The sequence below is a fragment of the Alteromonas pelagimontana genome, assembly GCF_002499975.2.
GTDB classification, from domain to species: Bacteria; Pseudomonadota; Gammaproteobacteria; order Enterobacterales; family Alteromonadaceae; genus Alteromonas; species Alteromonas pelagimontana.
The window spans coordinates 3968251-3993825 of the sequence record NZ_CP052766.1 but is presented as its reverse complement, the minus strand read 5'-3'; the positions used below and the strand labels follow the sequence as shown (position 1 = coordinate 3993825).

Sequence of the window (25575 nt, the reverse complement as noted above, 5' to 3'; positions counted from 1 at the left end):
CCTATTCATGAATAAAATATATAGTGGCGAGAGGCGGTAAAGATATTTTAATGGAATAAGGTCGATAGTTATGAGACTGCTCAACCGCCTCCACTACCTGTTCAACGGGATACTCACTTCCCCAAAATACCTGACTATCCGTATTCAGTACAAGCTTGTATTTACCTTTATCCTGGACACCCAGTTTAAAATCTGAACGCGGAGTGGGTGTAAAATTGCTTATAACGTAGACTTTCTGGCTGCCATCCGCGGTCTGGCGGATAAAAGAAAGTACGCTCTGATCCGCATTTCCGCTATCAATCCAGCTAAACCCGGCGGGTTCGTGATCACAACTGTGTAACGCGGGTAGCGTTTTGTACACATCGTTCAGCTGCTTATAAAGTGCCTGAATTCCCTTGTGCTTATCAAACGCCAATAAATGCCAATCGAGGCTACAGTCATGATTCCATTCTCTCGTCTGACCTAGCTCATTTCCCATGAAATTTAATTTTTTTCCCGGGTGCCCATACATAAACCCGGCATAACAACGAAGATTTGCCGCTTGTTGCCACTCATCCCCCGGCATTTTACCAATCAGACTGCCTTTGCCATGCACCACTTCATCGTGGGAAATCGGCAGCACAAAGCTTTCATCGTAAGCGTAAATCATGCTGAAGGTGATATCGCCATGGTGATATCGCCGGTTTGCAGGGTCATTAGCAATGAACCGCAACGAATCGTGCATCCATCCCATGTTCCACTTAAAGCCAAACCCTAAGCCGCCTTCGTGAACGGGTCGTGACACTTTAGGAAACGACGTTGATTCTTCCGCAATCGTCATGGCATCAGGATACTGCCGATACACTTCTTCATTCATCCAGCGCAACAAGCTAATCGCTTCAAAGTTTTCGTTGCCGCCATGAATGTTGGGGATCCATTCGTTATGTTTGCGCGAATAATCCAGATATAACATTGAAGCGACCGCGTCTACTCGCAATCCGTCGATGTGAAATTTATCCAGCCAGAAAAGTGCATTGGCGACGAGAAACTGACGAACGGTGCCCTTGCCGAAATCGTAAATACATGAATTCCAATCCGGATGCCAGCCACGACGGGGATCATCATATTCATAAACGTGGCTACCATCGAAGCGCGCTAAACCGTGGCCATCTTCCGGAAAATGTGCAGGCACCCAATCAATAATCACACCGATTCCGGCCTGATGACAACTGTCGACAAAATATTTAAATTCATCGGGATCACCAAAGCGGCTGGTCGGAGCAAATAGTCCTACAGGTTGATATCCCCAAGACCCATCAAATGGAAATTCAGATACCGGCATTAGCTCTAAGTGGGTGTACCCCATATCTTTAACGTAGGGTACAAGATCGGCAGCTAAATCTCTGTAGCTCAGATATCGCTTTCCCGATTCTCGATCTGGCCGCTTCCAAGAAGCTAAATGAACTTCATAAATACTCATTGCCTGATGATATTTGTCGGCTTTCCTGGCTTCCATCCACTGCGCGTCTTCCCATTGATAGCGACTGTGATCAAACACGCGTGATGCATGCGAAGGATACTGATCAGCGTGGTAACCTAAGGGATCAGCTTTATGAGGCAGATCATTTCCCCACGCATCTTTAATCTGATACTTATATCGTGTTCCAGCACTTACTCCCGGAACCACCAACACCCAAAAACCAATATCGGTGCGTTGTAGCGGATGCTTGCGTCCATCCCACTGGTTGAAATCACCAATAACCGATACTGCTGATGCGTTTGGGGCAAACACTGCAAAACGAGTGGCTTCTATTTCGCCATCATTAACCGACAAATTGAGAAGTTGCGCGCCCGCTTGCTGATAAAGGTTCTGTGGCGCGTGATCAATAAAGTGCACCGCGTGAAAGGCTTCCTCCTGAAACTGGTAAGGATCGATAACTCGGTATTCGGTCTCTGACGTCGTAACCAGCAGCTCATACGGCTGGTCTTCTTTCAGTTGAGTTGATACTCCTCTGAACAAATCGCTATCGTTTACCCGCTGAAGAGAAAAAAGCGTTGTCTCTTCGCCCACACGGCTTACTGAAACGGCGGTTGCACCGGGGAGCCATGCGGTAATTTGCAGGCCTTCTGGCGTTGAAGTTGGACCGAGTGTAGAAAAAGGCTGTGCACATTTAGCCCATGCCAGTTGCTGCTCAATTTGCATGAAGTACTCCTGTTAAAGACCGCAGTCACCCTGACTGCGGACCTCCTGTTATACCTGTTACGGTAAAACTTACTTATTGGTGCTCGCACTTTTACGTTTTTCTGTCAGCGTCCTGGCCAACTGGCTGATTTCCTCGTTATCGAATATAGCTTCAAGGTTTTGACTGAGTTTGCGTCGCCAATTGGGGTACTCGTTAAAGGTGCCGGGAACGTTCACAGGTTTATCCATTTCCAGCCAGTCTTCCAGTTGCAAACTTAGCAGAGCACTTGAGCCTCCTGCCATATGAGTTTGCATTCCGATGTTTAATGCTCGACTCATAGCAGTATGATTAACGTCGCGCCCGACGTCGTCCCCCACAGAGTGGTGCCCGTGCAAGGAATCCAGTATGGCCTGCTTGTTCTCATGACGATCAGCATACAGCGTCGACAGGATTTCGTCTGTCGGATATAGCCCCAGCTCTTTCCCCAACTGCAGATCCAAACAGTGCCAGAAGCCAATTAGCGTTGGCATATCATGAGTGGTAAGCGTGGACATTGATTGTACGGGATAGTGAGACGGTGAGAAAAATCCCCCATCTTCAGCTTGCTCAAAAAAGAATACCCGATAGGAATAAACGCCATTGTCTGCCAACTTACTGCGGATCTCTTCTGGCACAGTTCCCAAGTCTTCGCCAATTACCAGACTTTGATGACGATGGCTTTCCAACGCCAAGATGCCAAGCAAGTCATCAACGGGGTAATACACGTAGCCGCCATCACGGGCGTGATCGCCCTTCACTACCCACCATAGACGCAGTAACGCCATGACGTGATCAATACGTAACGCACCTGATGACGCCATATTAGAGGAAAATAAATCGATAATAGGCTGGTAACGCTGCTCATATAGCTTGTGCGGGTCCATCGGCGGGAGGCCCCAGTTCTGCCCTAACGGCCCCAGAACATCTGGCGGAGCACCCACACTCGCGTTCACACAGTAAAGATCTTTATTACCCCAAATTTCTGCACTTCCTTCGCTCACACCCACAGCCAGATCGCGATACAGCCCGATAGCCATACCTGCATCATCCGCCACCTTGCTTGCTTGCGCTAACTGAAGCGCAGCTTGCCATTGCAAAAACTGATAAAACTTTACCCGTTTACTGTTGGCTTTTTTAAACTTAGCGACGTCTGGCTTATGGTATTCCTTCACATTGTCTGGAAATACTGGCCATCCCCACGAAGGCTTCTCTTCAGATTTCAGCTTTTCTTGCAGAACATCATAAACCGCCAGCATGTCGAGGCTTTCTCCGCCTTCGTCGACGAATTTTTTAAACGCGCGATTCTCTTTTGTGTTTTTAGAAAGAAATTGGTGATTATAAACTTCAAAAACGGCAGCTAACGCCTTTAATTTCAGTTCAGCTACGCCAGTATAATCAATGTACTCCACTTCACGCACGTGCTGCAGCTTACGTTGAAAATCATCATCATTAACAATGCGTTGTACCGAATCATCACGAAAGCCTTCAATGGCGGAGACATCTAAATAAAGATAATTTAACCAACGGCGAGAAGAAGGCCCGTAAGGGCTACAGGCTTCCGGATTGGCCGGATAAAGCGAATGAATAGGATTTAATCCGATAAACTCAGCGCCGACATCTGCTGACTTACGAATTAGTTTCGCCAAATCGGAAAAATCACCAACACCCCAGTTGCTTTCGCTTCGCAAGCAGTATAACTGGACACTCAGACCCCAGATTTTTTTGCCTTGTTCTATCGCTTTCGGTGTGTAACACGCCTGAGGTGCTACAATTAATCGCATATCAGCGAGAGATTGAGCGTCGCCGTCTACGTGTAGCGCGAAATTGTGGTAGCCCAGAGGCAACTGATGGGGAAACGCCACGGCGTATTCCTGATATTCAACCTCGTCAAATTGGGCAGCGCTGATAAGTTGTTGGTCCACGGGAATGAAAGAATGACGGAACTCCTGGCCACTTTCGTCAGTCACAATGACGGTATAGTTGTCGTTAACCAATTCAATCGGTAAACGTACCGTAAATTGAATGTTGTCAGTTTCACGATTAACTTGTACTGGGTTCAGAGGCGATTGCCATATATCTTTGGCCTCCTGAGTGAGTTGCGCTTGTATGGCCTCTTCGCTGCTGGTGTCGTAACCCAAGACGTTTAACAATTTGGCTTTACTTGCCTCTGAGATGGTTGTGGGTTTGCCCCATGCGTCCACATAGTGAGTTTCTATGCCACGCATCTCAACCAGCTTTTGCAGAACGTGATTTGTCATGTAAATTTATTCCTGTTCGAAGCGCGTTGTGCTTTTGCTACCACTATAGGCACATTTAGCCAACGCACAAATTTTTAACATTATTAGTTAAAGTCACGGATCAAAGAAACTGAATACGATTGCATAGATGCACTTCTGTAATTTTGCAACAAAATTTGCATTTGCTTTGCCAATTATGCCATTCTGATCCATACTTTACGTAATTTATTTTCACCTACTAACTTTGAGGTACGTCATGACAATACGCATTGGTATTAATGGCTTCGGACGCATTGGACGTCTGGTAATGCGCGCCGCAATGAAACGCGCTGATGTTGAAGTAGTTGCAATTAACGACCTGCTTGACACGGATTATATTGCCTATTTGTTAAAATACGACTCGACTCATGGAATCTTTGACGGTGATATTAAGGTTGACAATAATCAACTAATTGTCAATGGCAAAAGTATTCGAGTGACAGCTGAAAAGAATCCTTCTGATCTTGCCTGGGGCGATGTAAATGTAGATGTAGTGGTTGAATCTACTGGCTTGTTCCTCACCCAGGAAACAGCAGCAAAGCACTTGGAAGCAGGCGCTAAAAAAGTTGTAATGTCCGCACCATCAAAAGATGATACCCCGATGTTCGTTATGGGTGTTAATCACGACAGCTATAATGGTCAGACAATAGTTTCAAACGCCTCGTGCACCACGAACTGTCTTGCACCTTTGGCGAAAGTTCTTAACGACAATTTTGGCATCGTAGATGGACTCATGACTACTGTTCATGCGACAACGGCTACGCAAAAAACCGTAGATGGCCCTTCTCATAAAGATTGGCGTGGTGGACGTGGCGCTAGCCAAAACATAATACCTTCTTCTACTGGTGCGGCGAAAGCCGTAGGTAAAGTTATTCCTGAATTAAACGGTAAGCTTACAGGTATGGCTTTCCGTGTACCTACGCCTAATGTTTCTGTTGTTGATTTAACCGTAAACCTGGCTAAACCTACCAGCTACGAAGAAATTTGTGCAGCAATGAAAGCGGCATCAGAAGGCGAATTAAAAGGGATCATGGGATATACCGAAGACGCTGTTGTCTCTACTGATTTCCTCGGAGATTCACAAACATCAATTTTTGATGCAACAGCAGGTATCGCATTAACTGATACTTTTGTAAAAGTTGTTTCCTGGTATGACAACGAATGGGGCTATTCCAATAAAGTTCTGGATTTGGTTGAACATATCGCCAAATAGATGCGTACAGATGTTTTGTTGATGATTAGCTGAAAATCTGGTGTAAAAAAGGTGTGATTATGTATCGCACCTTTTTTCGTTTCAGGGCACAATGTTAATCAGTATCAGCGCTTCAATGACTTAGCAGTTTCACAGAGAGGATTTATGTCCATCGCAAAGAGTATTACGGTTAACGAGTCAGCCGGTATCACCTTTTTAGAAGTAGATAATGCCTATGCGACCGGCAAAATCAGCCTCTATGGAGGCCATGTTCTTTCGTTTATTCCTAAAAGCGACCAAAAGGAGCGCCTTTGGCTCAGTCCGCACGCATACCTTAATGGTGAACGCCCTATTCGCGGAGGAATTCCCATATGCTGGCCATGGTTTAGCGACGATCATGGAAAGGAAAAGGGCACCCTCCCCTCCCACGGTTTTCTTCGCTCGCAAGTGTGGCAATTACAACAGTCTGAAGACTTAGATGACGCCACAAGAATCCTGTTAACACCTTCCTTCAGCCGCGGTGATGGCTTTGAATATGATTGTCAGGTGACACTTGAACTGCTGGTTGGCGCAACGTTAGAAGTCACCTTACATACAAAAAATACCGGCGTAATCCCTTTTGTATTTAATACAGCATTACACACCTATTTTGAAGTGCCAGATATCGGCAATACTTCATTAACCGGTATCCATGGAAATTATAAAGATAAGACGGATAACTGGGCAGTAAAAGCCACTCCGATGCCTTACACCATCAGCGGAGAAACTGATCGCATTCACTTAACGGCCATTCCGGAAGTGATAATCAACGATAGCGACACGCCATTAACGTCTGTGTCATCGTCAGGACATGATTCTGTGGTAGTTTGGAATCCATGGCAAGGTGCTGCGTCAATTTCGGATATGGACGCATTTGGCTTTAAACACATGCTCTGCGTCGAAACTGCTTTCACTCAGGGTTGTGAAGTTGCGCCAGGCGACACCCACTCTATCACCCAGATTATTTCTCCCGCCTGAGAAAAGAAAGGACAGACGGTAGTGCAAGCTGCCGTTGGTTCTGATTATGTCTAATACTAATCCGCATCAATATGTGCTCAATATTGAGCTCTCCTGCCTTAACCTCAGTGGCAATGAGAAGAGAGGAAGAGTCGACTTAAAATTAGATACCATATCTGCGTAGCCTCTGATACTAATGAGCAGCTCACAGAAAAGGTTTTTCTGGCAAAATTTACGAGGTGTAATGGGATTTTACAAAGAATATATGGAAGCTATTGATGCAAACACCAGTCATTGTAGAAAAGCACTCACTCAACATGAGCCTTCCATTTGCTGACTAAGAAGCCGTACAACATTTCGGTTGCTTCAAAGTAGTTGACACAATGTAAAAGCGAAAGCGCTGGAATATTTACGTCAGACTAATTTAAGAGCTCTCTACTCTGCATCGCTCGAATTTGTTAGGGTAAGGTTTTACACTAATCCACATTGATCTGTGATCAACTCAGAGATAGCGAAATCCATCAATAAAAGTTGCGGGTTAAATGAGAAAGCCAGATCTCGCAATCTGGCTTTAATAATGAAAGCTAGGTCAACACTACTGCTTTGATCCTTTAACCGCTTCTTCCGCTAGTTTAGTAATAGTGTTCCAGTCGCTATTAGCAATAGCTTCATCAGGTGCTACCCAGGATCCACCCACACAAACCACGTTTTTCAACGCCAGATAGTCTTTGTAATTGTCAGGTCCGATCCCACCTGTCGGGCAGAAGACTACGTCAGGAAAAGGGCCGCTAATGGATTTGATAGCTTTAATACCGCCAGACGCTTCTGCAGGAAAGAATTTCATGTGTGTGTAACCTGCATCCTTTCCTTTCATTAAATCTGACGTTGATGAAATGCCTGGGATGAGAGGAATTTCACACTCCATTCCTGCTTTAAGTAATTCAGCGGTCATACCGGGGCTAATAGCAAATTTTGCACCCGCTTCAATGACTGATTTTAACTGCTGGGCGTTAGTCACTGTACCCGCACCAATCAATGCATCAGGTACTTCATCTGCGATCACCTTAATGACATCCAGTGCGGCTGGCGTACGTAATGTCACTTCCAGCACTCTAATACCTCCTGCCATCAGCGCTTTTGCTAGCGGTACCGCCTTCTCCACATCATGAATAACCAGTACCGGGACGACGGGACCAGCAGCAAAAATTTCTGCTGGAGAGAGTTTCCAATTCGTTGTCATGTTTCAACTCGCAGTATGTTGTTGTAAATACGCTGATGCCCCTAACAAACCGTGGTCAGGCTCTGCAATCAGATAAGTAGGAATGTCTTTAACGTAATGCTTCATCTGGCCTTTTGCTTCAAAACGGGCCCGGAAGTCACTACGCTTGAGAAAATCGGCAAACCGGTTGGCGATACCACCACCGACAAATACACCGCCACTGGTCGCCATATTTAACGCAAGATTGCCCGCAAAGCTGCCCATAATGCGGCAAAACTGAGTAAGGGTGACTTCACAGATATCGCAAGAACCATCAAGCGCCTGAGACGTAACCTGAGCGGGTTCTGTCAGCGTAGCAGCAACACCCCGATGTTCGGCAAGTGCACGATAAATATTCATAATACCGCGCCCTGACATCACTTCCTCTGCCGAGGCGCGACCATAATGGTTTTGTAAATAGCGCCAAATAATGATGTCGGTTTCATCTACCGGTGCAAAATCAATGTGTCCGCCTTCCCCGTCCAGGGTCTTCCAGCCGCTAGACGTGGTGGTAATGTGTTCAACGCCAAGACCAGTGCCAGGCCCAAATACAGCAATGTTACCACCGGCTTTTGCTGTCCCCTCTCCTATTTGGATTACTTGTTCTTCAGAAAGCACCGGCAGCGAATGCGCAACAGCGGTAAAATCATTGATAACAAATAATTCGTGGAGTTTCAGTTGCTGTTTTAGCGCCTGCTGAGAAAACACCCAACTATGGTTAGTCATCGCCACCTGGTCGCCTAAAACGGGACACGCAATAGCTATACAGCCCTGGGTAAATTTTTGTTGAGGGCAGTCTTGAAAGTACTGAAGAATAGCCAGATCAATACTGGCGAAATCTTTACAAATATATTTCTTTATATCAGTCACACCGTTTTCTGTGACTCTGGCCAATCGAATGTTAGTGCCACCAACATCGGCGACAAACTGCCAACTCATAGCGCTTGCTCCTGCGTTACGAATAACGAACATGCGCCTTCTTCTGCGCCGGTAAGTGTTGCACGCATACCGGCAAACATTTCGCGCCCCATACCTTCCTGGTGATGTGACAAATCAGCAGGTTTCGCCTCGCGTTTTTCCAACGTCTCATCATCTACACAAAGACGCAAAACACCATTTTTAGTGTCTAATTCAACTAAATCGCCACTTTCCACTTTAGCTAACATGCCGCCCTTGTTGGCTTCAGGGGTCACATGTATTGCAGCAGGAACTTTCCCTGATGCTCCAGACATACGCCCATCAGTAACCAAAGCGACCTTATATCCTTTATCCTGCAGTACGCCAAGCGGCGGAGTCAGACGGTGAAGCTCAGGCATACCGATAGCGGATGGTCCCTGAAAACGAACCACAACGATGCAATCTTTATCAAGTTCACCCGCTTTGAACGCGGCATCCAGTTCAAATTGATCTTCAAACACTACTGCCGGCGCCTTAATGTGACAATGAGGCTCCGGTAACGCAGACGTTTTAATAACAGCACGTCCAAGATTACCTTGCAGAACGCTAAGTCCGCCATCCGGCTTAAATGGTTTTGCAACAGTAGCAAGTACCTGATCATCGAGTGATTTGGTTGGTCCATCTACCCATTCAAGTACACCGTCGCGCAACACTGGCTCTTTAGTGTATTGTTCTAACCCTTCACCACAAATCGTTTTAACGTCGTTATGGATTAAGCCAGCATCAAGCAGCTCTTTAAACAACAGCGCCATGCCGCCAGCAGCAACAAAGTGATTGATATCGGCAGAGCCATTGGGATAAATCCGGGTTAATAACGGAACAGCATTAGAAATTTCAGAAAAATCATTCCAATTAATAATGATTCCGGCTGCTCTCGCTACTGCGACCAAGTGCATCGTATGGTTAGTAGAACCACCCGTTGCTAACAAACCAACCAAGCCATTAACTATTGCTTTTTCATCCACTACGTGACCCATAGGCATATAATTCTCGCCTAGATCCGTCAACCGTGTTGCCTGAATCGCCGCCGCTTTGGTTAATGCATCACGCAAGGGCGTGCCGGGATTAACAAACGATGCGCCAGGTAAGTGCAACCCCATAATTTCAACGACTAACTGATTAGAGTTTGCCGTTCCATAAAACGTACAGGTTCCGGCAGAATGGTAGGACTGAGATTCTGCTTCAAGCAACTCTTCACGGCCTACTTTGCCTTCCGCATAAGCTTGGCGAACTCGTGCTTTTTCCTTATTGGGAAGACCTGAAGGCATAGGACCTGCGGGGACAAACACCGTTGGAAGATGGCCAAAAGATAATCCGCCCATCAATAATCCAGGCACTATTTTATCGCATATCCCTAACATCAAGGCGGCGTCAAACATATTATGGGATAACGCCACTGCCGTGCTTTGGGCGATAACATCGCGGCTCATCAGGCTCAAATCCATGCCTGGATTGCCCTGCGTCACGCCGTCACACATTGCTGGCACGCCGCCGGCAAACTGCGCCACACTTCCTACCTCTTTGACGGCCTCCTTGAGAATTGCGGGATAAGCTTCATAAGGTTGATGTGCAGATAGCATGTCGTTATAGGCAGAAACAATCGCTACGTTTGCCTTTGTCATACTGCGCAGATCAGTCTTGTCCCCGGTGCCGCAAGCAGCAAAACCGTGGGCCAGGTTCCCGCACGACAACACTCCGCGGTGCGGGCCTTGTCTGCGAGCTTTATCAATTTTTGCCAGATAGGCTTTACGGCTATCTTTACTACGCTCAATGATACGCTGAGTAATTTCAGCAATTTGGGAATTCATATATAGCTCCTATGGCGCCCACATCAGCGTAACCGGTGCCCGGTTTATCACTGCTGTGACGGGTTTTTGCACCTCGGTGGCACCGTCTAAGGCTTCGGTCAATACTGCTTTTTTGCTTTCGCCTGTCAGGTGTAAAAAGATGTTCCGGCTGTTTAACAGTGCCGGTAACGTAAGAGAGATGCGCTGGTGAGGTGCGGTTTTTGGCGTAACAGCGACACAAATCATGCCGCTGGACATGTTCAGCCCTTCCTCGATCTGTTCTGAACAAGGAAACAGCGAAGCGGTATGCCCGTCCTCACCCATGCCTAAAATCAGCGCATCAAAAGGCTGTACTATGTTGGCAAGGCGAGATTGCACTTCATTTAAGCCATCATTTGCATCAGCATCATCGGTTTTCAGCGGTATAAAGTGCGCAGCCTTAGCTTTGTTCTGGATAAGATTTTCTTTTACCAGAGCAGTGTTACTAGCGTCATGGCTTTCATCTACCCAGCGTTCATCGGCCAGGGTAATATCGACCTGATCCCACTGCACATCTGCTTCACTTAGCTTTTTAAATAAAGCCAAGGGTGTACGTCCACCACTAACAACGAGACTGGCTCGACCGCGCTTCGCGATTCCATCTGAAAGAATGGCAATCAGCTCTTTTGCAAAGCTCTGGGTCAACGCTTCTGCGTTATCAAAATTTTTGGTTATAAGTGCCATATTATTTCTTCTTCACAACTTTGCTTTCATACCAACTGCGGTTTTCACGAGCCAATAAGCCTATTGATGCAACCGGCCCCCACGTACCTGCTTGATACGGTTCAGGCGGCTCATTGGTATGCTTCCACGCTTCCAAAATTGAATCGACCCACTTCCAAGCCTGTTCAACTTCGTCGCGTCGCACAAACAGCGCCTGATTCCCCAGCATAACTTCCAACAACAGCTTTTCGTAAGCGTCAGGAATGCGATCCTGAGAAAATGCTTCAGAAAAACTCAAATCCAGTTTGGACTTTTGTAAGTCCATGGAGCCAGAACTTGTCAAGCCCGGCACTTTGTTCATAACCGTAATTTCGACACCTTCATCCGGCTGAACACGAATAACCAGCTTATTCGGTGGCAGATTCTGGAAGCTGTCGCCGAACAGATTGTGAGGCTGCCGTTTGAAATAAATCACCACTTCACTCACTTTGGTGGGAAGTCGTTTACCTGTTCTTAAATAAAATGGGACTCCAGCCCATCGCCAGTTGTCGATCTCTGCCTTAATAGCAACAAATGTTTCTGTCTGGCTTCTGGTATTGGCATCCTCTTCTTCAAGATAGCCAGGCACTTCATGCCCTTTCACGAAACCAGAGCTATACTGGCCGCGCACGGTGGTTTCACTAATGTTAGAAGAATTAATGGGCCGCAGCGCTTTCAGCACTTTTAGTTTTTCATCACGAATACTGTCGGCATCTAACGTCGCAGGTGGCTCCATGGCAACTAAGCTTAATATTTGCAGCAGGTGATTTTGTACCATATCGCGCATTTGACCGGCATCATCAAAATAGCCCCAGCGGCCTTCAATTCCCACCGACTCAGCTACACTGATTTGCACGTGATCAATACAATTGTGATCCCAATTGGTGGCAAAAATAGAGTTAGCGAAACGCAGTGCAATCAGGTTCAATACCGTTTCTTTACCAAGATAGTGGTCAATACGGTAAATCTGCGATTCTTTGAAATATTCTGAAACCTGATCATTTATATCTTTAGAAGACTCAAGATCATGGCCAATCGGTTTCTCAAGTACAACCCGAACACTGCTGTCAATAATGTTACAACTATGCAGGCCACGACAGATATCACCGTAGATGGGCGGTGGAGTTGCCAGATAACAGACCATTGTTCGTGACGCGTCCACACATTCATCGAATGCGCGATAGCTTTCAGCGTCTTTCATGTCCACGCAGAGATAATGCAAACGCGCTTTTAAACGTTCCCACGTTACTTCACATACCGACTTTTCGCCGAACTTTTCAATGTTATTTTTTACTTCTTCGCGGTATTCATCTACAGAAATATCCTGACGGGCAACGCCGATAATGGTGGTGTCCGGATGAATAAGCTCAGCTTTTTCCAGCTGATAAAGTGACGGCAGAAGTTTGCGTCGAGAGAGATCCCCTAATGTACCAAAAAGCACAAAATCACAGGGTTCAAAGGAATTATCCATTACCATATTGTCGACCTCTTAATGAAAAGAAGATAACAGCATCAGTAGGCGTGCTGCGAACTGTTACCTAAATGTTATTGGAACATAGTTAACACTAAATGTAGTAAAATTACAACTTGGGGCGATTCAGTAAATTTCAATGCCGTCATTAGCCGCGTTTTTCCGCCATTTGTATGACAAACTGTCAAAAAATTACATTTTCCTTGTCACTTGTGTCACTTTGGGTAGTATATTGAACAATCGCACTGAACGAATACCCCTACATATTGCTATATCCGTATGAATATACTTGAGAAAATTACCCAAAACAAAGCCGCGTTCAGTAAGTCCGAACGCAAAGTTGCCGAAGTGATCCTGGCCAACCCCCAAACCGCAATTCATTCGAGTATAGCAACACTGGCGAAAATGTCTGATGTTAGCGAACCCACCGTCAACCGGTTTTGCAGAAGACTGGATACGAAAGGCTTTCCTGATTTTAAACTTCATCTGGCACAGAGCCTCGCAAATGGGACGCCATATGTAAACCGTCATGTTGATGAAAATGATACTCCTGAGGAATACACCACCAAAATTTTTGAGTCTACTATGGCGTCGCTGGAAGTGGCTCGTCAATCGGTTAACGTAAATACAGTAAATCGAGTCGTAGATTTGCTCACTCAGGCGCAAAAAATTTCTTTCTTCGGTTTAGGGGCTTCTGCCTCAGTCGCCCACGATGCGCTAAATAAATTTTTCCGATTCAACGTGCCGGTTATTTATTTTGAAGATATTCTTATGCAACGTATGAGTTGCATGAATTGCGCCGAGGGCGATGTGGTTGTGTTAATTTCTCATACTGGCAGAACCAAGAGCCTGGTGGAAATAGCCCAGATTGCGCGAATGAATGACGCAACCGTGGTGGGAATCACCTCTGCTGACAGTCCCCTTTCTAAAGAATGTAACTTTGTGCTTTCTCTGGAAGTGCCAGAAGATACCGACATGTACATGCCTATGGCGTCTCGTATCGCTCAACTTACGTTAATAGACGTGTTGGCTACAGGTTTCACCTTAAGACGCGGCAATAAGTTCAGAGAAAACCTTAAACGTGTAAAAGACACCTTGCGCGGTTCGCGGTATGACAAAAGAGAATAGCTGGCTTTCACGTTAAGCCACTTATCCGAACAGCGTGTCTACAATTTCCTCGGCCTCCTGATAGTTTTGCTATAATGCAGGGGAAAGCAAACAATTTTGTTGCTGACATTCACATTTTTGTCAGATTACACTACTATTCTGTAATTAAATTACGTAAAGTGATTACAGACACTGCCTGGATCGCGCTGTGATTCGAAAACAGTGTATTGCTTCAACTTATTTCACTCATAAAATCAACAAAGCGACACATCATTATGACTAGAAGAACCAAGATCCTTGCCACCCTGGGACCTGCTACAGATTCATTAGAAAGCATTCAGGCAATTATTGCTGCCGGTGCCAACGTTGTGCGAATGAACTTTTCTCACGGTCAGGCTGAAGACCACATCGAACGCGCAAAAAGAGTACGTCAGGCAGCGAAAAACTTAGGTAAATACGTCGCTATTCTAGGCGATTTGCAAGGGCCAAAGATTCGCGTAGCTCGATTTAAAGGCGGCGCTATTCATCTGGACGTCGGCGCCCCCTTTATTCTTGATGCTGAGCTAGACAAAGACGAAGGTACTGTCGATGCTGTAGGCATTGATTATAAGGCTTTACCAGATGATGTGTCGGCAGGAGATATTTTACTGCTTGATGATGGCCGTATTCAGTTAGAAGTCCTGGAAGTTAAAAGCCGGAAAGTTTATACCACGGTCACCGTAGGCGGAAAATTATCAAACAATAAGGGCATTAACCGCCAGGGCGGTGGGTTATCTGCTGAAGCCTTAACTGAAAAAGATAAACAAGATATTAAAACTGCGGCCACAATTGGCGTCGATTACCTGGCTGTGTCCTTTCCTCGCAGTGGTGCCGATCTTGACTATGCTAGAGAACTGGCTGAAGCCGCAGGCTGTTACGCTAAAATTTGTTCTAAAGTAGAACGTGCTGAAGCAGTTGCCACTGATGAAGCTATTGATGACATTATTCGCGCGTCTGACGCAGTGATGGTTGCCAGAGGCGATCTTGGTGTAGAAATCGGTGATGCTGAACTGGTCGGCGTACAGAAAAAGCTGATTGCCCGTTCTCGTCAGTTGAATAAAGTCGTCATTACCGCCACGCAAATGATGGAATCGATGATTAACAGCCCGATGCCAACCCGGGCTGAAGTTATGGATGTAGCCAATGCGGTATTGGATGGCACTGACGCCGTGATGCTTTCAGCAGAGACAGCTGCAGGTAGCTTCCCGGTAGAAACTGTGAAAGCAATGTCACGGGTATGTGAGGGCGCTGAAACGCAGCCGAGTATTAAAATATCCAAGCATCGCATGGACGATATTTTTGCTACGGTGAGCGAGAGTATTGCTTTATCAGCCGTATATGCTGCCAATCATTTGCCCAGCATTCGTGCTATTGTTGCATTAACGGAAAGTGGAAATACACCAAAGCTGATGTCACGTATGACCACTGGACTGCCTATCCTTGCAATGTCACGCCATTTTGAAACCCTGAACACGATGGCGCTGTTTCGTGGTGTGCAACCCATCTTCTTTGATTCAAGAAACAGCGAGCCTGGTCAATTGAAACACGATGTGATGACGGTTTTAAAGGAACATGGATTAGTTAAATCTGGTGACAGCGTGATCATGACCTATGGTGATGAAATGGAAAAAATTGGCGCCACAAATGCGCTGAAAATTGTGCAAGTCGACTAAGTATTAAAACGATAAAGGGCCGGAGCTGAATCTCCGGCTTTTTTATATCAAGCGTTCAAAATAATCCGCTGAATTTCGGGCTGGCGCTATCGGCGTGTCAAACGCGGGCGTGCCAAGGTAAAGAAAGCCTACAATTTCATCTTCTTCTCCAACCCGCAGTCCTTCGCGCACAACATCACACTGTGCATATGCGCCACTTCTCCATATTCCGTTAAACCCTTGTGCTATTGCAGCCATCTGCATTGCCATAACTGCACAGGATGCTGATGCAACCTGCTCTATTCGCGGCACTTTCGCATTTTCTGTGTATTTTGCAATTGCCACAATTACCATTGGCGCACGCAGGGGCAATTGTGGCGCCCGTTCAATTTCCTTTTCCGACTTACCATTGTCAATGGCAGACTGCTCGAACAGTGCCCCAAGCTTCTGCAATCCACTTTCTTCACAGATGATAAACCGCCAGGGAGTTAATGCTGCATGATCCGGCGCTCGAAGTGCCGCCTGCATAATGTTTTCCAAAACCTCACCTTTTGGTGCTGGCGCTTTGAGACGAGGCTGCGAGCGGCGATGTAAAAGTAATTCCAGTGCATCCACGCAATGCTCCTTAAGCTGATTAAAAACCCAAAATTGTGATAATTTATCCTACGCACATGCAAAAAGAAAAACTAGAGGTTAATGCAAACTTTGCCACTGTTCGGGTTTGACGTGGGCGTTCGGCCTAAACAGCTTTCTCATATAGCGGTTGCCCCATCCCGATACAATCTAAACTACAAGACATAAGCTGCAATGCACCGATACGGAAGATTTTGCTAAAATTGCTGCAGGCATAACCCCAAGACTCTTATTTTGCACCATCGCAAGTGCTTCCCTGCCTCGCGGCCCGAACACGAGTAACTACGCCAGCTATAGAGACAACAAAGCGTAGCATTAGGCTGGTATAAGTATGATAATTTATCTATGTTTGGTAACCTCATCAAGAGTACAGTAGAGGGGGGAACGATGCCGGCAGATAATAGACAAAACAACGAACCAGACACAGTAGCAATGTTGTCCACGTCCCGTTCTTACAATTCATTACAAATTAAGTTAGCGATTCCAGCAAGTTTCGTTAACATGAACAGCTAAATAACTCAGAGGTAGCGAGCGACTATGTCAGCGAAAGGAAGCTGGACCAAATCCTTATTTGTTGGTCTTTGGACGGTACTGAATTTTTGCCGGAAATTATTATTCAACTTTATTTTTATTCTTATCATCGTCGGTATTTTCATTGCTCTTTCCAGTGATAAAGACCCTCTTACTGTTAAGCCCAATAGTGCGCTCTACCTAAATTTATCCGGCTCGCTAGTGATAGAAAAGGAAGCTGTTGAGCCTTTTTCTCAGTTCATTCAGGAAGCTTTAGGAAATGAGCAGGAAAATCCTGAGGTTCTTGTTAGAGACGTTATAAAAACCATCCAAAACGCTAAGCAAGATCGCCGAATTAAAGCCCTTGTTCTGGATTTACAAGATCTGACAGATGGCGGGCTCGACAAGCTTCGTCAAGTCGCAGAAGCTATTGATGATTTTAAAACTTCTGAGAAACCGGTTTACGCTATTGGCGACTACTATACCCAGACTCAGTATTATCTCGCTTCTCACGCAGATCACGTTTATTTAAACCCGATGGGAGCTCTACTGCTTGAAGGCTACGGAAGATACGGCCTTTATTTTAAAGATTTATTAGAGAAGCTTAATGTGACTACTCACATCTTTCGAGTAGGAACCTATAAATCTGCGGTTGAGCCCTTTTTACGTAACGACATGTCTGATGCTGCCAAAGAAGCAAATCAGGAATGGTTAAACACCTATTGGGCGCAGTATAAAGCTGATGTCGGTGCTGCGCGTAATATGGATGAATCTAATTTTGATGAAAAATTAGATGTTTTAGTCGAAAAATTTAATGCTGCCGGGGGCGATTTTGCGCAATATGCTTTGGAAAACGGGTGGGTAGACGCGCTGAAAACCCGTGAAGAAGTTCGTCAGGAGCTAGTGAACCTGGTAGGCTCCGATGACAACGAGTTAGGGGTAAACGTAACTCCCTATAATACCTATGTAAAAGTGATCAATCCCCCCGTTCCTTACCATGAAAATGACACAGATAAAGTTGCGATTGTCGTGGCAAAGGGAACAATCCTTGATGGCGATCAACCCGCAGGTGCGATTGGTGGTGACAGTACAGCCCGTTTGCTGCGACAGGCGCGCCTTGATGATTCCGTGAAAGCGGTTGTACTACAGATTGATTCTCCTGGCGGCAGTTCTTTTGGGTCAGAAGTCATTCGTCAGGAAGTATTGGAACTTAAAGCTGCAGGTAAGCCGGTAGTTGCGTCTATGAGCACATACGCAGCGTCAGGAGGATACTGGATATCTTCAGCGGCTGATAAAATTATCGCTTCGCCTAGCACCATTACAGGCTCCATCGGCGTGTTCGGCATGTTTATGACTTACGAGAAGTCACTCGACTACATCGGTGTTAATAGTGATGGCACCGGCTCAACTGAAATAACCGGCATGTCCCCCACCCGCGCTCTCGACCCTCGGTTTGGTCAGATTTTGCAGCGCAATGTGGAAAGCAGCTACAATCGTTTTATCAATATGGTAGCTGAAGCCAGAAGTATGACACCTGAGCAGGTAGATAAAATTGCGCAAGGAAGAGTATGGATTGGCAGCACAGCATTAGAACTCGGGTTGGTTGATGAACTCGGCGATCTTAATGATGCCGTCGTTGCCGCAGCTGAGCTGGCCGAACTGGATGACTTCGACACTTTTTATGAGCAACGAAAGTTGTCCCCTCAGGAGATTTTCTGGAAAGAGATGTTCGGTCAGGCAATGGTCTGGGGCGCAAAGGTGCAATTCGCTGACAGTAACAGTCAATTGATGGGACTTGTTCGCCAGGTAGTCTCAGAGTTTGATGAACTTAAACAGTTAAACGATCCTATGGGCGTTTATATACTTTGTTTGGAATGTCAGGTTAAGTAGCTGAGTGAACAGCTTCTCGCTACGCGATAAACAAGATGTGATACAGGCCGTCGAGCGTTTGTATCACATCGCCTTTACACGTTTGAATACCCGATTCCCTCTTCCGGAAGTCACATTTCGTAAGTCTGGAAAAAATGCGGGTACAGCTTTTCTCCAACAAAACCGTATTAATCTTCACCCTCTTCTGTTTGCCCATAATAAAGCGGCTTTCTTCACCGACGTTATTCCACACGAAGTCAGTCATCTCATCACTTTCCAGCGATTCGGACGGGTGAAACCTCACGGCAAAGAATGGCAATATATTATGCAATTTGTATTTGAAGTCGAGCCGAACACCACCCACCAATTTGATTTAACGCCTCTGAAGTTAAAGACCTATCCCTACCGGTGCCAGTGCAGTACCGTTGAACTTTCTGTTCGACGCCATAATAAAGTTCTTAAAGGACAGCAGTACCGCTGCTTGCGCTGCAACGTTTTGTTAGAGTCGCTGTAGATCATCGCCTTTAAGGGATACGGCATTTTGATTCAGGAATTAGTGGGAAAACAGACATTAAAAAAGCACCTTTGAAGGTGCTTTAGTTGGGGTAACGGCTGATTGCTTGCAAGGAAGCTTACTGAAACCAGTGACGAGTGAGCATACGGTCTAAATCACTGAATGCGGTTTTAAGTAAACTAGCAAGTTCACGATACTGCGGGCGAGATTTGAGCGACTGCACCGCACAACCCTCAGCGCGCATTTTTGAATGAACTTCTTGGTACCAACTACGCAACTGAGGGGGTAAAAGCTGGTTTGAACGATGCCCCAACCAAAGAAGCCCCTGCATAGGTAAACTTAGAAAAAAAGCGCCTATAGCGATAGCTTGAGGTAAATATTCAGCGCCAAAGGTATTTATCATCATGGCACATGCCAGCACGGCCATTGGCGGCATGGTTTTAATCGCCAGTCGCGTGGCGGAAATTACCCTACATTCAGGGAATATGGCATACAATTCCTTCTTTACCGGCCAGATATTCATATACTCCTGCCCGTCCCGGAACATAGAAGTCATAGATTGAGCCATAAATCACCTCATTAAATACAAATACTGCATCGCCACGTTACCGTATTTAGAGCAGTATGGGTAATAATCTTTTCATATAATACTTGCTAATTGACATTATAGCCCACTTGATCGCGCAAGTGACAATATTGAGATAAAGAGGCATCATACTTAATACGTAACGATGCTTGAATAATAGGTTTTTGCCCCTATAACCTGTGAACATCGAATAAGAGATAAGCTTCGGCAAAGAAGCGATAGTTTTGGAGATTAAAATGGCAGAAAGCAGACACGTTCGTCTTCTTATATTAGGTTCCGGCCCCGCAGGTTATTCGGCCGCGGTGTATGCAGCTCGCGCAAATCTTGAACCTGTGCTCCTTACAGGTATTCAGCAAGGCGGACAGTTGACCACCACTACCGAAGTTGAAAACTGGCCTGGTGATCCAGAAGGATTAACCGGTCCGGATCTAATGGTAAGAATGCAAAAGCATGCAGAGAAATTTAATACTGAAATTATTTTTGACCACATCAACAAAACTGATTTCAGCAAACGCCCCTTTACTTTACACGGGGATAACGGCACCTACACCTGTGATGCATTGATAATCGCTACCGGAGCCTCAGCAAAATATCTTGGTTTGGAATCCGAGGAAGCGTTTAAGGGCAAGGGCGTTTCTGCATGCGCGACCTGCGATGGCTTTTTCTACCGCAATCAGAAAGTTGCCGTGGTCGGCGGTGGGAACACAGCCGTTGAAGAAGCACTTTATCTTTCCAACATTGCGTCTGAAGTTCATGTGATTCATCGTCGAGAAGAATTCCGCAGCGAGAAAATTCTCGAACAGCGTCTTTTGGATAAAGCTGAAAATGGTAACGTCGTCCTGCACCTCAACCGGACTTTGGAAGAAGTCATGGGGGATGAAATGGGCGTTACCAAGATTCGCATTGCTGGTACTGCCGGCGAAGATGTAAAAGAAGAGTTGGACGTAATGGGCCTATTTATTGCCATTGGTCATAAACCTAATACTGATATCTTTGAAGGTCAGCTGGAAATGAGAGACGGCTATATCGTGGTGAATAGCGGATTACAAGGTAACGCTACGCAAACAAGTGTTGAAGGTGTATTTGCAGCGGGTGACGTAAGCGACCATATCTATCGTCAAGCGATTACTTCTGCGGGAACAGGCTGTATGGCCGCGCTGGACGCTGAAAAGTATCTTGATGGTATGCGAGTGGTTCAAGGCTAAAGAATAATGGGAAAGGGCTAACCCCTTTCCTGTCTCCCTCTATGATAGAACTCCCCTATCTCACGGACGACACCCCTTTCCCCGATGTGTCGCGGGCTTTAACAGAACCAAATGGACTGTTGGCTTTTGGCGGTGCACTTGATGTTAACCGGCTTTTTGAAGCCTATACTCATGGCATTTTCCCCTGGTTTAGTCGCGAAGAACCTATTTTGTGGTGGTCTCCTGATCCACGAGCTATTATAGAACTAGACGAGTTTCATGCGTCCAGCAGTCTGCGTAAATTGATAAAAAGACAGCAGTACCACGTGACGTTAAACTATAATTTCAATGCGGTAATCGAAGCGTGTTCCAGTATTCCACGGTTGAATCCCCACACAGGGAAAATAAGTCGGGACACCTGGATAACAAAAGAAATGCAACGGGCTTACGAGCAGCTTCATATTGCAGGAATAGCCCACTCAATCGAGGTATGGGATGAAAAGGATGTGCTGGTCGGGGGACTATATGGTGTCGCTGTCGGCAAGGTGTTTTGTGGAGAATCTATGTTCCATAAACGTGATAACACATCAAAGCTAGCCATGTATGCGCTGGTAACGCATATGAAGAACCATAATCTGGCCTTTATTGACTGTCAGCTTCCTACCGCTCATTTGGTTTCGCTTGGAGCCAAAACGCTTTCGCGGGCCGACTTTATTTCGCGATTACACAAGCTCAATCAAACGTTGGATGAACAGGGAAATATTGCCCGCTTTTATCGTCATTGCTGGTTAAAACAGGTAATTACGCTATGAAGTTTGGTATCACGCAGACATTCTCATGTAGTTATCTGCCAGAGCAGCACGAGCAGCTTCTGGTTTATGCCGAACGAGACAAAGATCAAGCGACGCGGTACGGGCAGCTTATTCAGGCTGGCTTTAGGCGAAGTGGAGATCAAATCTATCGCCCCCACTGCCCAAGCTGCAATGCATGCCAGTCGCTTCGCATTGCCGTTAACCAGTTTGTTCCTTCTCGAAGCCAGACACGTATACTTAAGCGTAATACCAGGTTGCGAAGTGAGCTCGTACTGACACCAAAGGAAGAGTACTACGCATTGTACGAACGCTATATCGGTGAACGCCACGCCGATGGCACCATGTTTCCGCCGAGCCACAAGCAGTACGAAAGCTTTATTCTTTGCCACTGGAAAAGACCTGTTTTTATTGAAGCCTGGAAGGAAGATACCCTGGTGGCGGTAGCGGTCACTGATGACATTAGTGATGGCTGCAATCATACGGCTATGTCTGCACTTTACACATTTTACGCGCCAGAGCTTGAGAAAAACTCCATTGGTACCTGGATGATTTTGCAACAAATTGCTCATGCTAAACAGCTGGGCAGACAATATCTTTATCTTGGATACCAGATAGAGGGATGTAATAAGATGAACTATAAAGGCAGGTTTTTACCCAATGAACGCTTTATTGAGAACAAATGGCGTAAAATTGACAAAAATTTAGCTTATTAACTTTACACTGCGCCTTAGATTGGTTAAGGTCTGCGCGGCAAAAAATTCGACATACTGAGGTAACTGCTTTACATGGCAAAAGAAGATTCAATCGAAATGGAAGGTACGGTACTTGATACCTTACCAAATACTATGTTCCGCGTTGAGCTGGAGAACGGCCACGTCGTGACGGCGCACATTTCAGGAAAGATGCGTAAAAACTATATTCGAATTTTAACAGGTGACAAAGTCACTGTTGAAATGACCCCGTACGATCTGACGAAGGGTCGTATCGTTTATCGTGCCAGGTAATATTCAGTAAGCAGTTTTCAGCACTCATAAAAAAGCCCGATAAATATCGGGCTTTTTTGATCCTTACTTGTTCAATAGTTAGTTCGATTCTGCCTCGGCATTTTGTGCTTCTACGCCGGAATAAGAAAACGTGAGTTTGTCTTCACTTAAATCAACCTTAACGTTACCACCTTTATTCAGCTCTCCGAACAACAGCTCGTTCGCCAGTTCTTTCTTAATTTCATCCTTAATAAGACGTGCCATCGGACGCGCGCCCATACCTTTATCATATCCTTTCTCGGCCAGATAAGCTCTTGCCGCTGCGGAAACTTCAAGCGACACGCCTTTATTATCCAACTGCGCCTGAAGCTCAATAATAAATTTATCGACAACTTGCAGAATGACTTCCGAATCCAAATGATTAAACCATATAATACCGTCGAGACGATTACGGAATTCAGGCGAAAATATCTTATTGATTTCCGACAACGCATCGTGGCTATGATCTTGTTGTTTAAAGCCAATAGACTTACGGATAGTTTCCTGCACGCCAGCGTTGGTTGTCATTACCAGCACAACGTTACGGAAATCGACTTTGCGGCCGTTGTTATCCGTTAAGGTGCCGTGATCCATCACTTGCAGCAATATATTGTAAATATCGCTGTGCGCCTTTTCAATTTCATCCAGCAGCACTACAGAATATGGGTTTTTAATTACGGCATCTGTCAGTAAGCCGCCTTGATCGAAGCCTACATATCCAGGAGGTGCGCCTATGAGCCGGCTGACAGCGTGCCGTTCCATATACTCGGACATATCAAACCGCACAAGCTCTACGCCCATGATTTTCGCAAGCTGCTGTGTAACTTCTGTTTTACCTACACCGGTAGGTCCCGCAAACAGAAAACTACCGATGGGTTTAGTTTCCGTTCCAAGACCAGAACGAGACAAATGTATTGCATCGGTTAACGTTTCAATGGCTTTATCTTGTCCGAACACCATCATCTTCAGGTCTCGATTAAGATGCTTTAATGCTTCTCTGTCAGACGCTGATACCGATTTCTCAGGGATACGGGCCATCTTTGCAATTATTTGTTCAATGTCCGCGACGTTAATTGTTTTCTTCCGTTTAGACTGCGGCAACAAGCGCTGGCTAGCTCCGGCTTCATCCATTACGTCGATAGCTTTATCGGGCAGGTGCCGCTCATTGATATACTTTGCCGACAATTCCGCTGCTGCTTGCAATGCTTTTTGCGTAAAGCGCACGCTGTGATGCTCTTCATATCGCGACTTAAGCCCCAGCAAAATTTTCGTAGTATCGCTAACGCTAGGTTCAACCACATCAACTTTCTGAAAACGACGGGCCAGTGCACGGTCTTTCTCGAAAATACTCTGATATTCCTGATACGTGGTAGATCCAATACAACGTAGCTCGCCACTGCTCAACTTCGGTTTGAGCAGATTGGACGCATCCATCACCCCACCCGATGCCGCACCAGCACCTATGATGGTATGGATTTCATCAATGAATAATATTGCGTCAGGATCTTTACTCAGTTCGCGTAGAATTGATTTAAGACGTTTTTCAAAATCGCCGCGATACTTGGTGCCTGCTAGCAGCCCGCCCAAGTCCAGCGAATAGACGGTACTTGCAGCGATAACATCAGGTACATCTTCTTTTACAATCCGGTACGCCAAACCTTCGGCAATGGCGGTTTTACCCACACCCGCTTCGCCCACTAGCAACGGGTTATTTTTGCGACGCCGACACAAAATCTGGATTGTCCGCTCTAATTCAGAATCCCGTCCAATAAGTGGATCGATTTTGCCGTCTTTCGCCTGCTTGTTAAGATCGGTGGCATATTTGCTTAAGGCAGATCCGTTTTCCTCGCCTTCAGCCGCATCTTCTCCGCCTTCCGGTGCACCGGAAGCGTCATCGTCCATTTTACTTACGCCGTGACTGATATAATTTACTACATCCAAGCGGGTGACATCCGCTTTCTTAAGAATGTACACCGCTTGAGATTCTTGTTCGCTAAAAATCGCGACAAGCACATTCGCCCCGGTAACTTCATCCTTTCCCGAAGACTGAACATGAAACACTGCGCGCTGTAACACACGCTGAAAACCTAAGGTAGGTTGCGTTTCTCTGTCCGTCGCCTGATCATCCAGAATTAATGGTGTGGTGTCTTTTACGAAATCCAGGAGTTCGCTTTTGATTGCATCAATATCTGCGCCACAGGCCTTTAGAGCGTCCCGAGCAGCTGTATTATCCATTAATGCGAGTAACAGATGCTCCACCGTCATAAATTCATGACGGTGCTCTCTGGCAAACACGAAAGCTTCGTTTAACGTTTGCTCTAATTCTTTATTCAACATATCGCTCGCCCTCTGTTAATTGACTTACGCCTGCTCCATGGTGCACATAAGCGGATGTTGGTGCTTACGTGCGTACTGATTGACCTGCATCACTTTCGTTTCCGCAATTTCTGCAGTAAATATGCCACATACCGCTTTGCCCTGATAATGGACTGTGAGCATAATTTGATTGGCCCTCTCAGCATCCAAATTAAAAAAATGGGTGAGAACTTCGACCACGAAATCCATAGGGGTGTAATCGTCGTTGTTTAACAACACTTTGTACATCGGCGGCGGTTGCGTTTTTTGGCGCTCCGCTTCTCTCTGCTTTTCTTTCTCTATACTGATCGCGTTGTCTTTACTCATAGTATTATGATAGTGCCTGTAGGTGTCCAGAACAGAATTTTTTCTAATTGAATAATTCTGCAATTTACGCTTGACATTTAGTGGTT

21 protein-coding genes are annotated in these 25575 nt (G+C 45.8%); 10 read left to right on the top strand and 11 right to left on the bottom strand.

Features of this window, described 5'->3' with window-relative positions; all coding sequences use genetic code 11:
- Nucleotide 1: 1 nt before the first annotated feature.
- Nucleotides 2-2182 (bottom strand): 1,4-alpha-glucan branching protein GlgB, encoded by a 2181-nt coding sequence (glgB, locus tag CA267_RS17605; RefSeq protein ID WP_075609576.1) that lies wholly within the window; start codon nucleotides 2180-2182, stop codon nucleotides 2-4.
- A 69-nt stretch (nucleotides 2183-2251) separates the two neighbouring features.
- Nucleotides 2252-4459 (bottom strand): 4-alpha-glucanotransferase, encoded by a 2208-nt coding sequence (gene malQ / locus CA267_RS17600; RefSeq protein ID WP_075609577.1) that lies wholly within the window; start codon nucleotides 4457-4459, stop codon nucleotides 2252-2254.
- A gap of 235 nt (nucleotides 4460-4694) precedes the next feature.
- Here malQ and gap point away from each other — a divergent pair, with 235 nt between their 5' ends.
- Both gap and CA267_RS17590 read left to right on the top strand, forming a co-directional pair.
- Nucleotides 4695-5690, top strand: a complete 996-nt coding sequence (gene gap, locus CA267_RS17595; RefSeq protein ID WP_075609578.1) for a type I glyceraldehyde-3-phosphate dehydrogenase — start codon at nucleotides 4695-4697, stop codon at nucleotides 5688-5690.
- A 144-nt stretch (nucleotides 5691-5834) separates the two neighbouring features.
- Nucleotides 5835-6686, top strand: coding sequence for a D-hexose-6-phosphate mutarotase (locus tag CA267_RS17590; RefSeq protein WP_075609579.1), 852 nt, complete (start codon nucleotides 5835-5837; stop codon nucleotides 6684-6686).
- Nucleotides 6687-7260: 574 nt separating this feature from the next.
- On the opposite strand, the gene CA267_RS17585 is transcribed toward CA267_RS17590, so the two are convergent.
- The 5 genes from CA267_RS17585 to zwf are packed head-to-tail and all read right to left on the bottom strand — an operon-like array spanning nucleotide 7261 to nucleotide 12885.
- Nucleotides 7261-7905 (bottom strand): bifunctional 4-hydroxy-2-oxoglutarate aldolase/2-dehydro-3-deoxy-phosphogluconate aldolase, encoded by a 645-nt coding sequence (locus CA267_RS17585; protein ID WP_075609580.1) that lies wholly within the window; start codon nucleotides 7903-7905, stop codon nucleotides 7261-7263.
- Between the two features lie 3 nt (nucleotides 7906-7908).
- A complete protein-coding gene (locus tag CA267_RS17580) occupies nucleotides 7909-8862 on the bottom strand; it encodes a glucokinase (RefSeq protein WP_075609581.1) in 954 nt (317 codons plus the stop codon).
- Nucleotides 8859-10688, bottom strand: coding sequence for a phosphogluconate dehydratase (gene edd / locus CA267_RS17575; RefSeq protein ID WP_075609582.1), 1830 nt, complete (start codon nucleotides 10686-10688; stop codon nucleotides 8859-8861). Before edd ends, CA267_RS17580 begins: the two co-directional genes overlap by 4 nt.
- A 9-nt stretch (nucleotides 10689-10697) precedes the next feature.
- On the bottom strand, nucleotides 10698-11390 hold the full coding sequence (pgl, locus tag CA267_RS17570) for a 6-phosphogluconolactonase (protein ID WP_075609583.1): 693 nt from the start codon (nucleotides 11388-11390) through the stop codon (nucleotides 10698-10700).
- Nucleotide 11391: 1 nt separating this feature from the next.
- The gene (gene zwf / locus CA267_RS17565) at nucleotides 11392-12885 is read right to left on the bottom strand and encodes a glucose-6-phosphate dehydrogenase (protein WP_075609584.1); all 1494 of its coding nucleotides are present in this window, start codon (nucleotides 12883-12885) and stop codon (nucleotides 11392-11394) included.
- A gap of 273 nt (nucleotides 12886-13158) precedes the next feature.
- Between zwf and CA267_RS17560 the strand changes: the two genes are divergently transcribed.
- On the top strand, nucleotides 13159-14007 hold the full coding sequence (locus tag CA267_RS17560; RefSeq protein WP_075609585.1) for a MurR/RpiR family transcriptional regulator: 849 nt from the start codon (nucleotides 13159-13161) through the stop codon (nucleotides 14005-14007).
- A 254-nt stretch (nucleotides 14008-14261) separates the two neighbouring features.
- Nucleotides 14262-15698: a pyruvate kinase gene (gene pyk / locus CA267_RS17555; protein WP_075609586.1), complete on the top strand. Its 1437-nt coding sequence runs from the start codon at nucleotides 14262-14264 to the stop codon at nucleotides 15696-15698.
- A gap of 42 nt (nucleotides 15699-15740) precedes the next feature.
- Here pyk and CA267_RS17550 read toward each other — a convergent pair whose 3' ends face one another.
- A complete protein-coding gene (locus tag CA267_RS17550) occupies nucleotides 15741-16292 on the bottom strand; it encodes an NAD(P)H nitroreductase (protein WP_075609587.1) in 552 nt (183 codons plus the stop codon).
- Between the two features lie 555 nt (nucleotides 16293-16847).
- Between CA267_RS17550 and sppA the strand changes: the two genes are divergently transcribed.
- Together sppA and CA267_RS17540 are read left to right on the top strand one after the other, a co-directional pair.
- Nucleotides 16848-18710, top strand: coding sequence for a signal peptide peptidase SppA (gene sppA / locus CA267_RS17545; RefSeq protein WP_075609588.1), 1863 nt, complete (start codon nucleotides 16848-16850; stop codon nucleotides 18708-18710).
- Nucleotides 18711-18714: 4 nt separating this feature from the next.
- Nucleotides 18715-19203, top strand: coding sequence for a SprT family zinc-dependent metalloprotease (locus tag CA267_RS17540; RefSeq protein WP_075609589.1), 489 nt, complete (start codon nucleotides 18715-18717; stop codon nucleotides 19201-19203).
- Nucleotides 19204-19321: 118 nt separating this feature from the next.
- Here CA267_RS17540 and yfbV read toward each other — a convergent pair whose 3' ends face one another.
- Nucleotides 19322-19771, bottom strand: coding sequence for a terminus macrodomain insulation protein YfbV (gene yfbV, locus CA267_RS17535; protein ID WP_075609590.1), 450 nt, complete (start codon nucleotides 19769-19771; stop codon nucleotides 19322-19324).
- A gap of 254 nt (nucleotides 19772-20025) precedes the next feature.
- Between yfbV and trxB the strand changes: the two genes are divergently transcribed.
- From trxB to infA, 4 genes are all read left to right on the top strand, one after another.
- Complete coding sequence (gene trxB, locus CA267_RS17530; protein WP_075609591.1) at nucleotides 20026-20994, top strand: thioredoxin-disulfide reductase; 969 nt, start codon at nucleotides 20026-20028, stop codon at nucleotides 20992-20994.
- A 41-nt stretch (nucleotides 20995-21035) separates the two neighbouring features.
- Nucleotides 21036-21785, top strand: coding sequence for a leucyl/phenylalanyl-tRNA--protein transferase (aat, locus tag CA267_RS17525; RefSeq protein WP_075609592.1), 750 nt, complete (start codon nucleotides 21036-21038; stop codon nucleotides 21783-21785).
- Nucleotides 21782-22498 carry an arginyltransferase gene (locus tag CA267_RS17520; RefSeq protein ID WP_075609593.1) on the top strand — a complete coding sequence of 239 codons (717 nt, stop codon included), beginning with the start codon at nucleotides 21782-21784 and terminating at the stop codon, nucleotides 22496-22498. Before aat ends, CA267_RS17520 begins: the two co-directional genes overlap by 4 nt.
- A gap of 72 nt (nucleotides 22499-22570) precedes the next feature.
- Nucleotides 22571-22789 carry a translation initiation factor IF-1 gene (gene infA / locus CA267_RS17515; protein ID WP_075609594.1) on the top strand — a complete coding sequence of 73 codons (219 nt, stop codon included), beginning with the start codon at nucleotides 22571-22573 and terminating at the stop codon, nucleotides 22787-22789.
- A gap of 78 nt (nucleotides 22790-22867) precedes the next feature.
- On the opposite strand, the gene clpA is transcribed toward infA, so the two are convergent.
- Both clpA and clpS read right to left on the bottom strand, forming a co-directional pair.
- On the bottom strand, nucleotides 22868-25144 hold the full coding sequence (gene clpA, locus CA267_RS17510; protein ID WP_075609595.1) for an ATP-dependent Clp protease ATP-binding subunit ClpA: 2277 nt from the start codon (nucleotides 25142-25144) through the stop codon (nucleotides 22868-22870).
- A gap of 24 nt (nucleotides 25145-25168) precedes the next feature.
- Nucleotides 25169-25489, bottom strand: coding sequence for an ATP-dependent Clp protease adapter ClpS (gene clpS, locus CA267_RS17505; RefSeq protein WP_075609596.1), 321 nt, complete (start codon nucleotides 25487-25489; stop codon nucleotides 25169-25171).
- Between the last annotated feature and the right edge of the window lie 86 nt (nucleotides 25490-25575).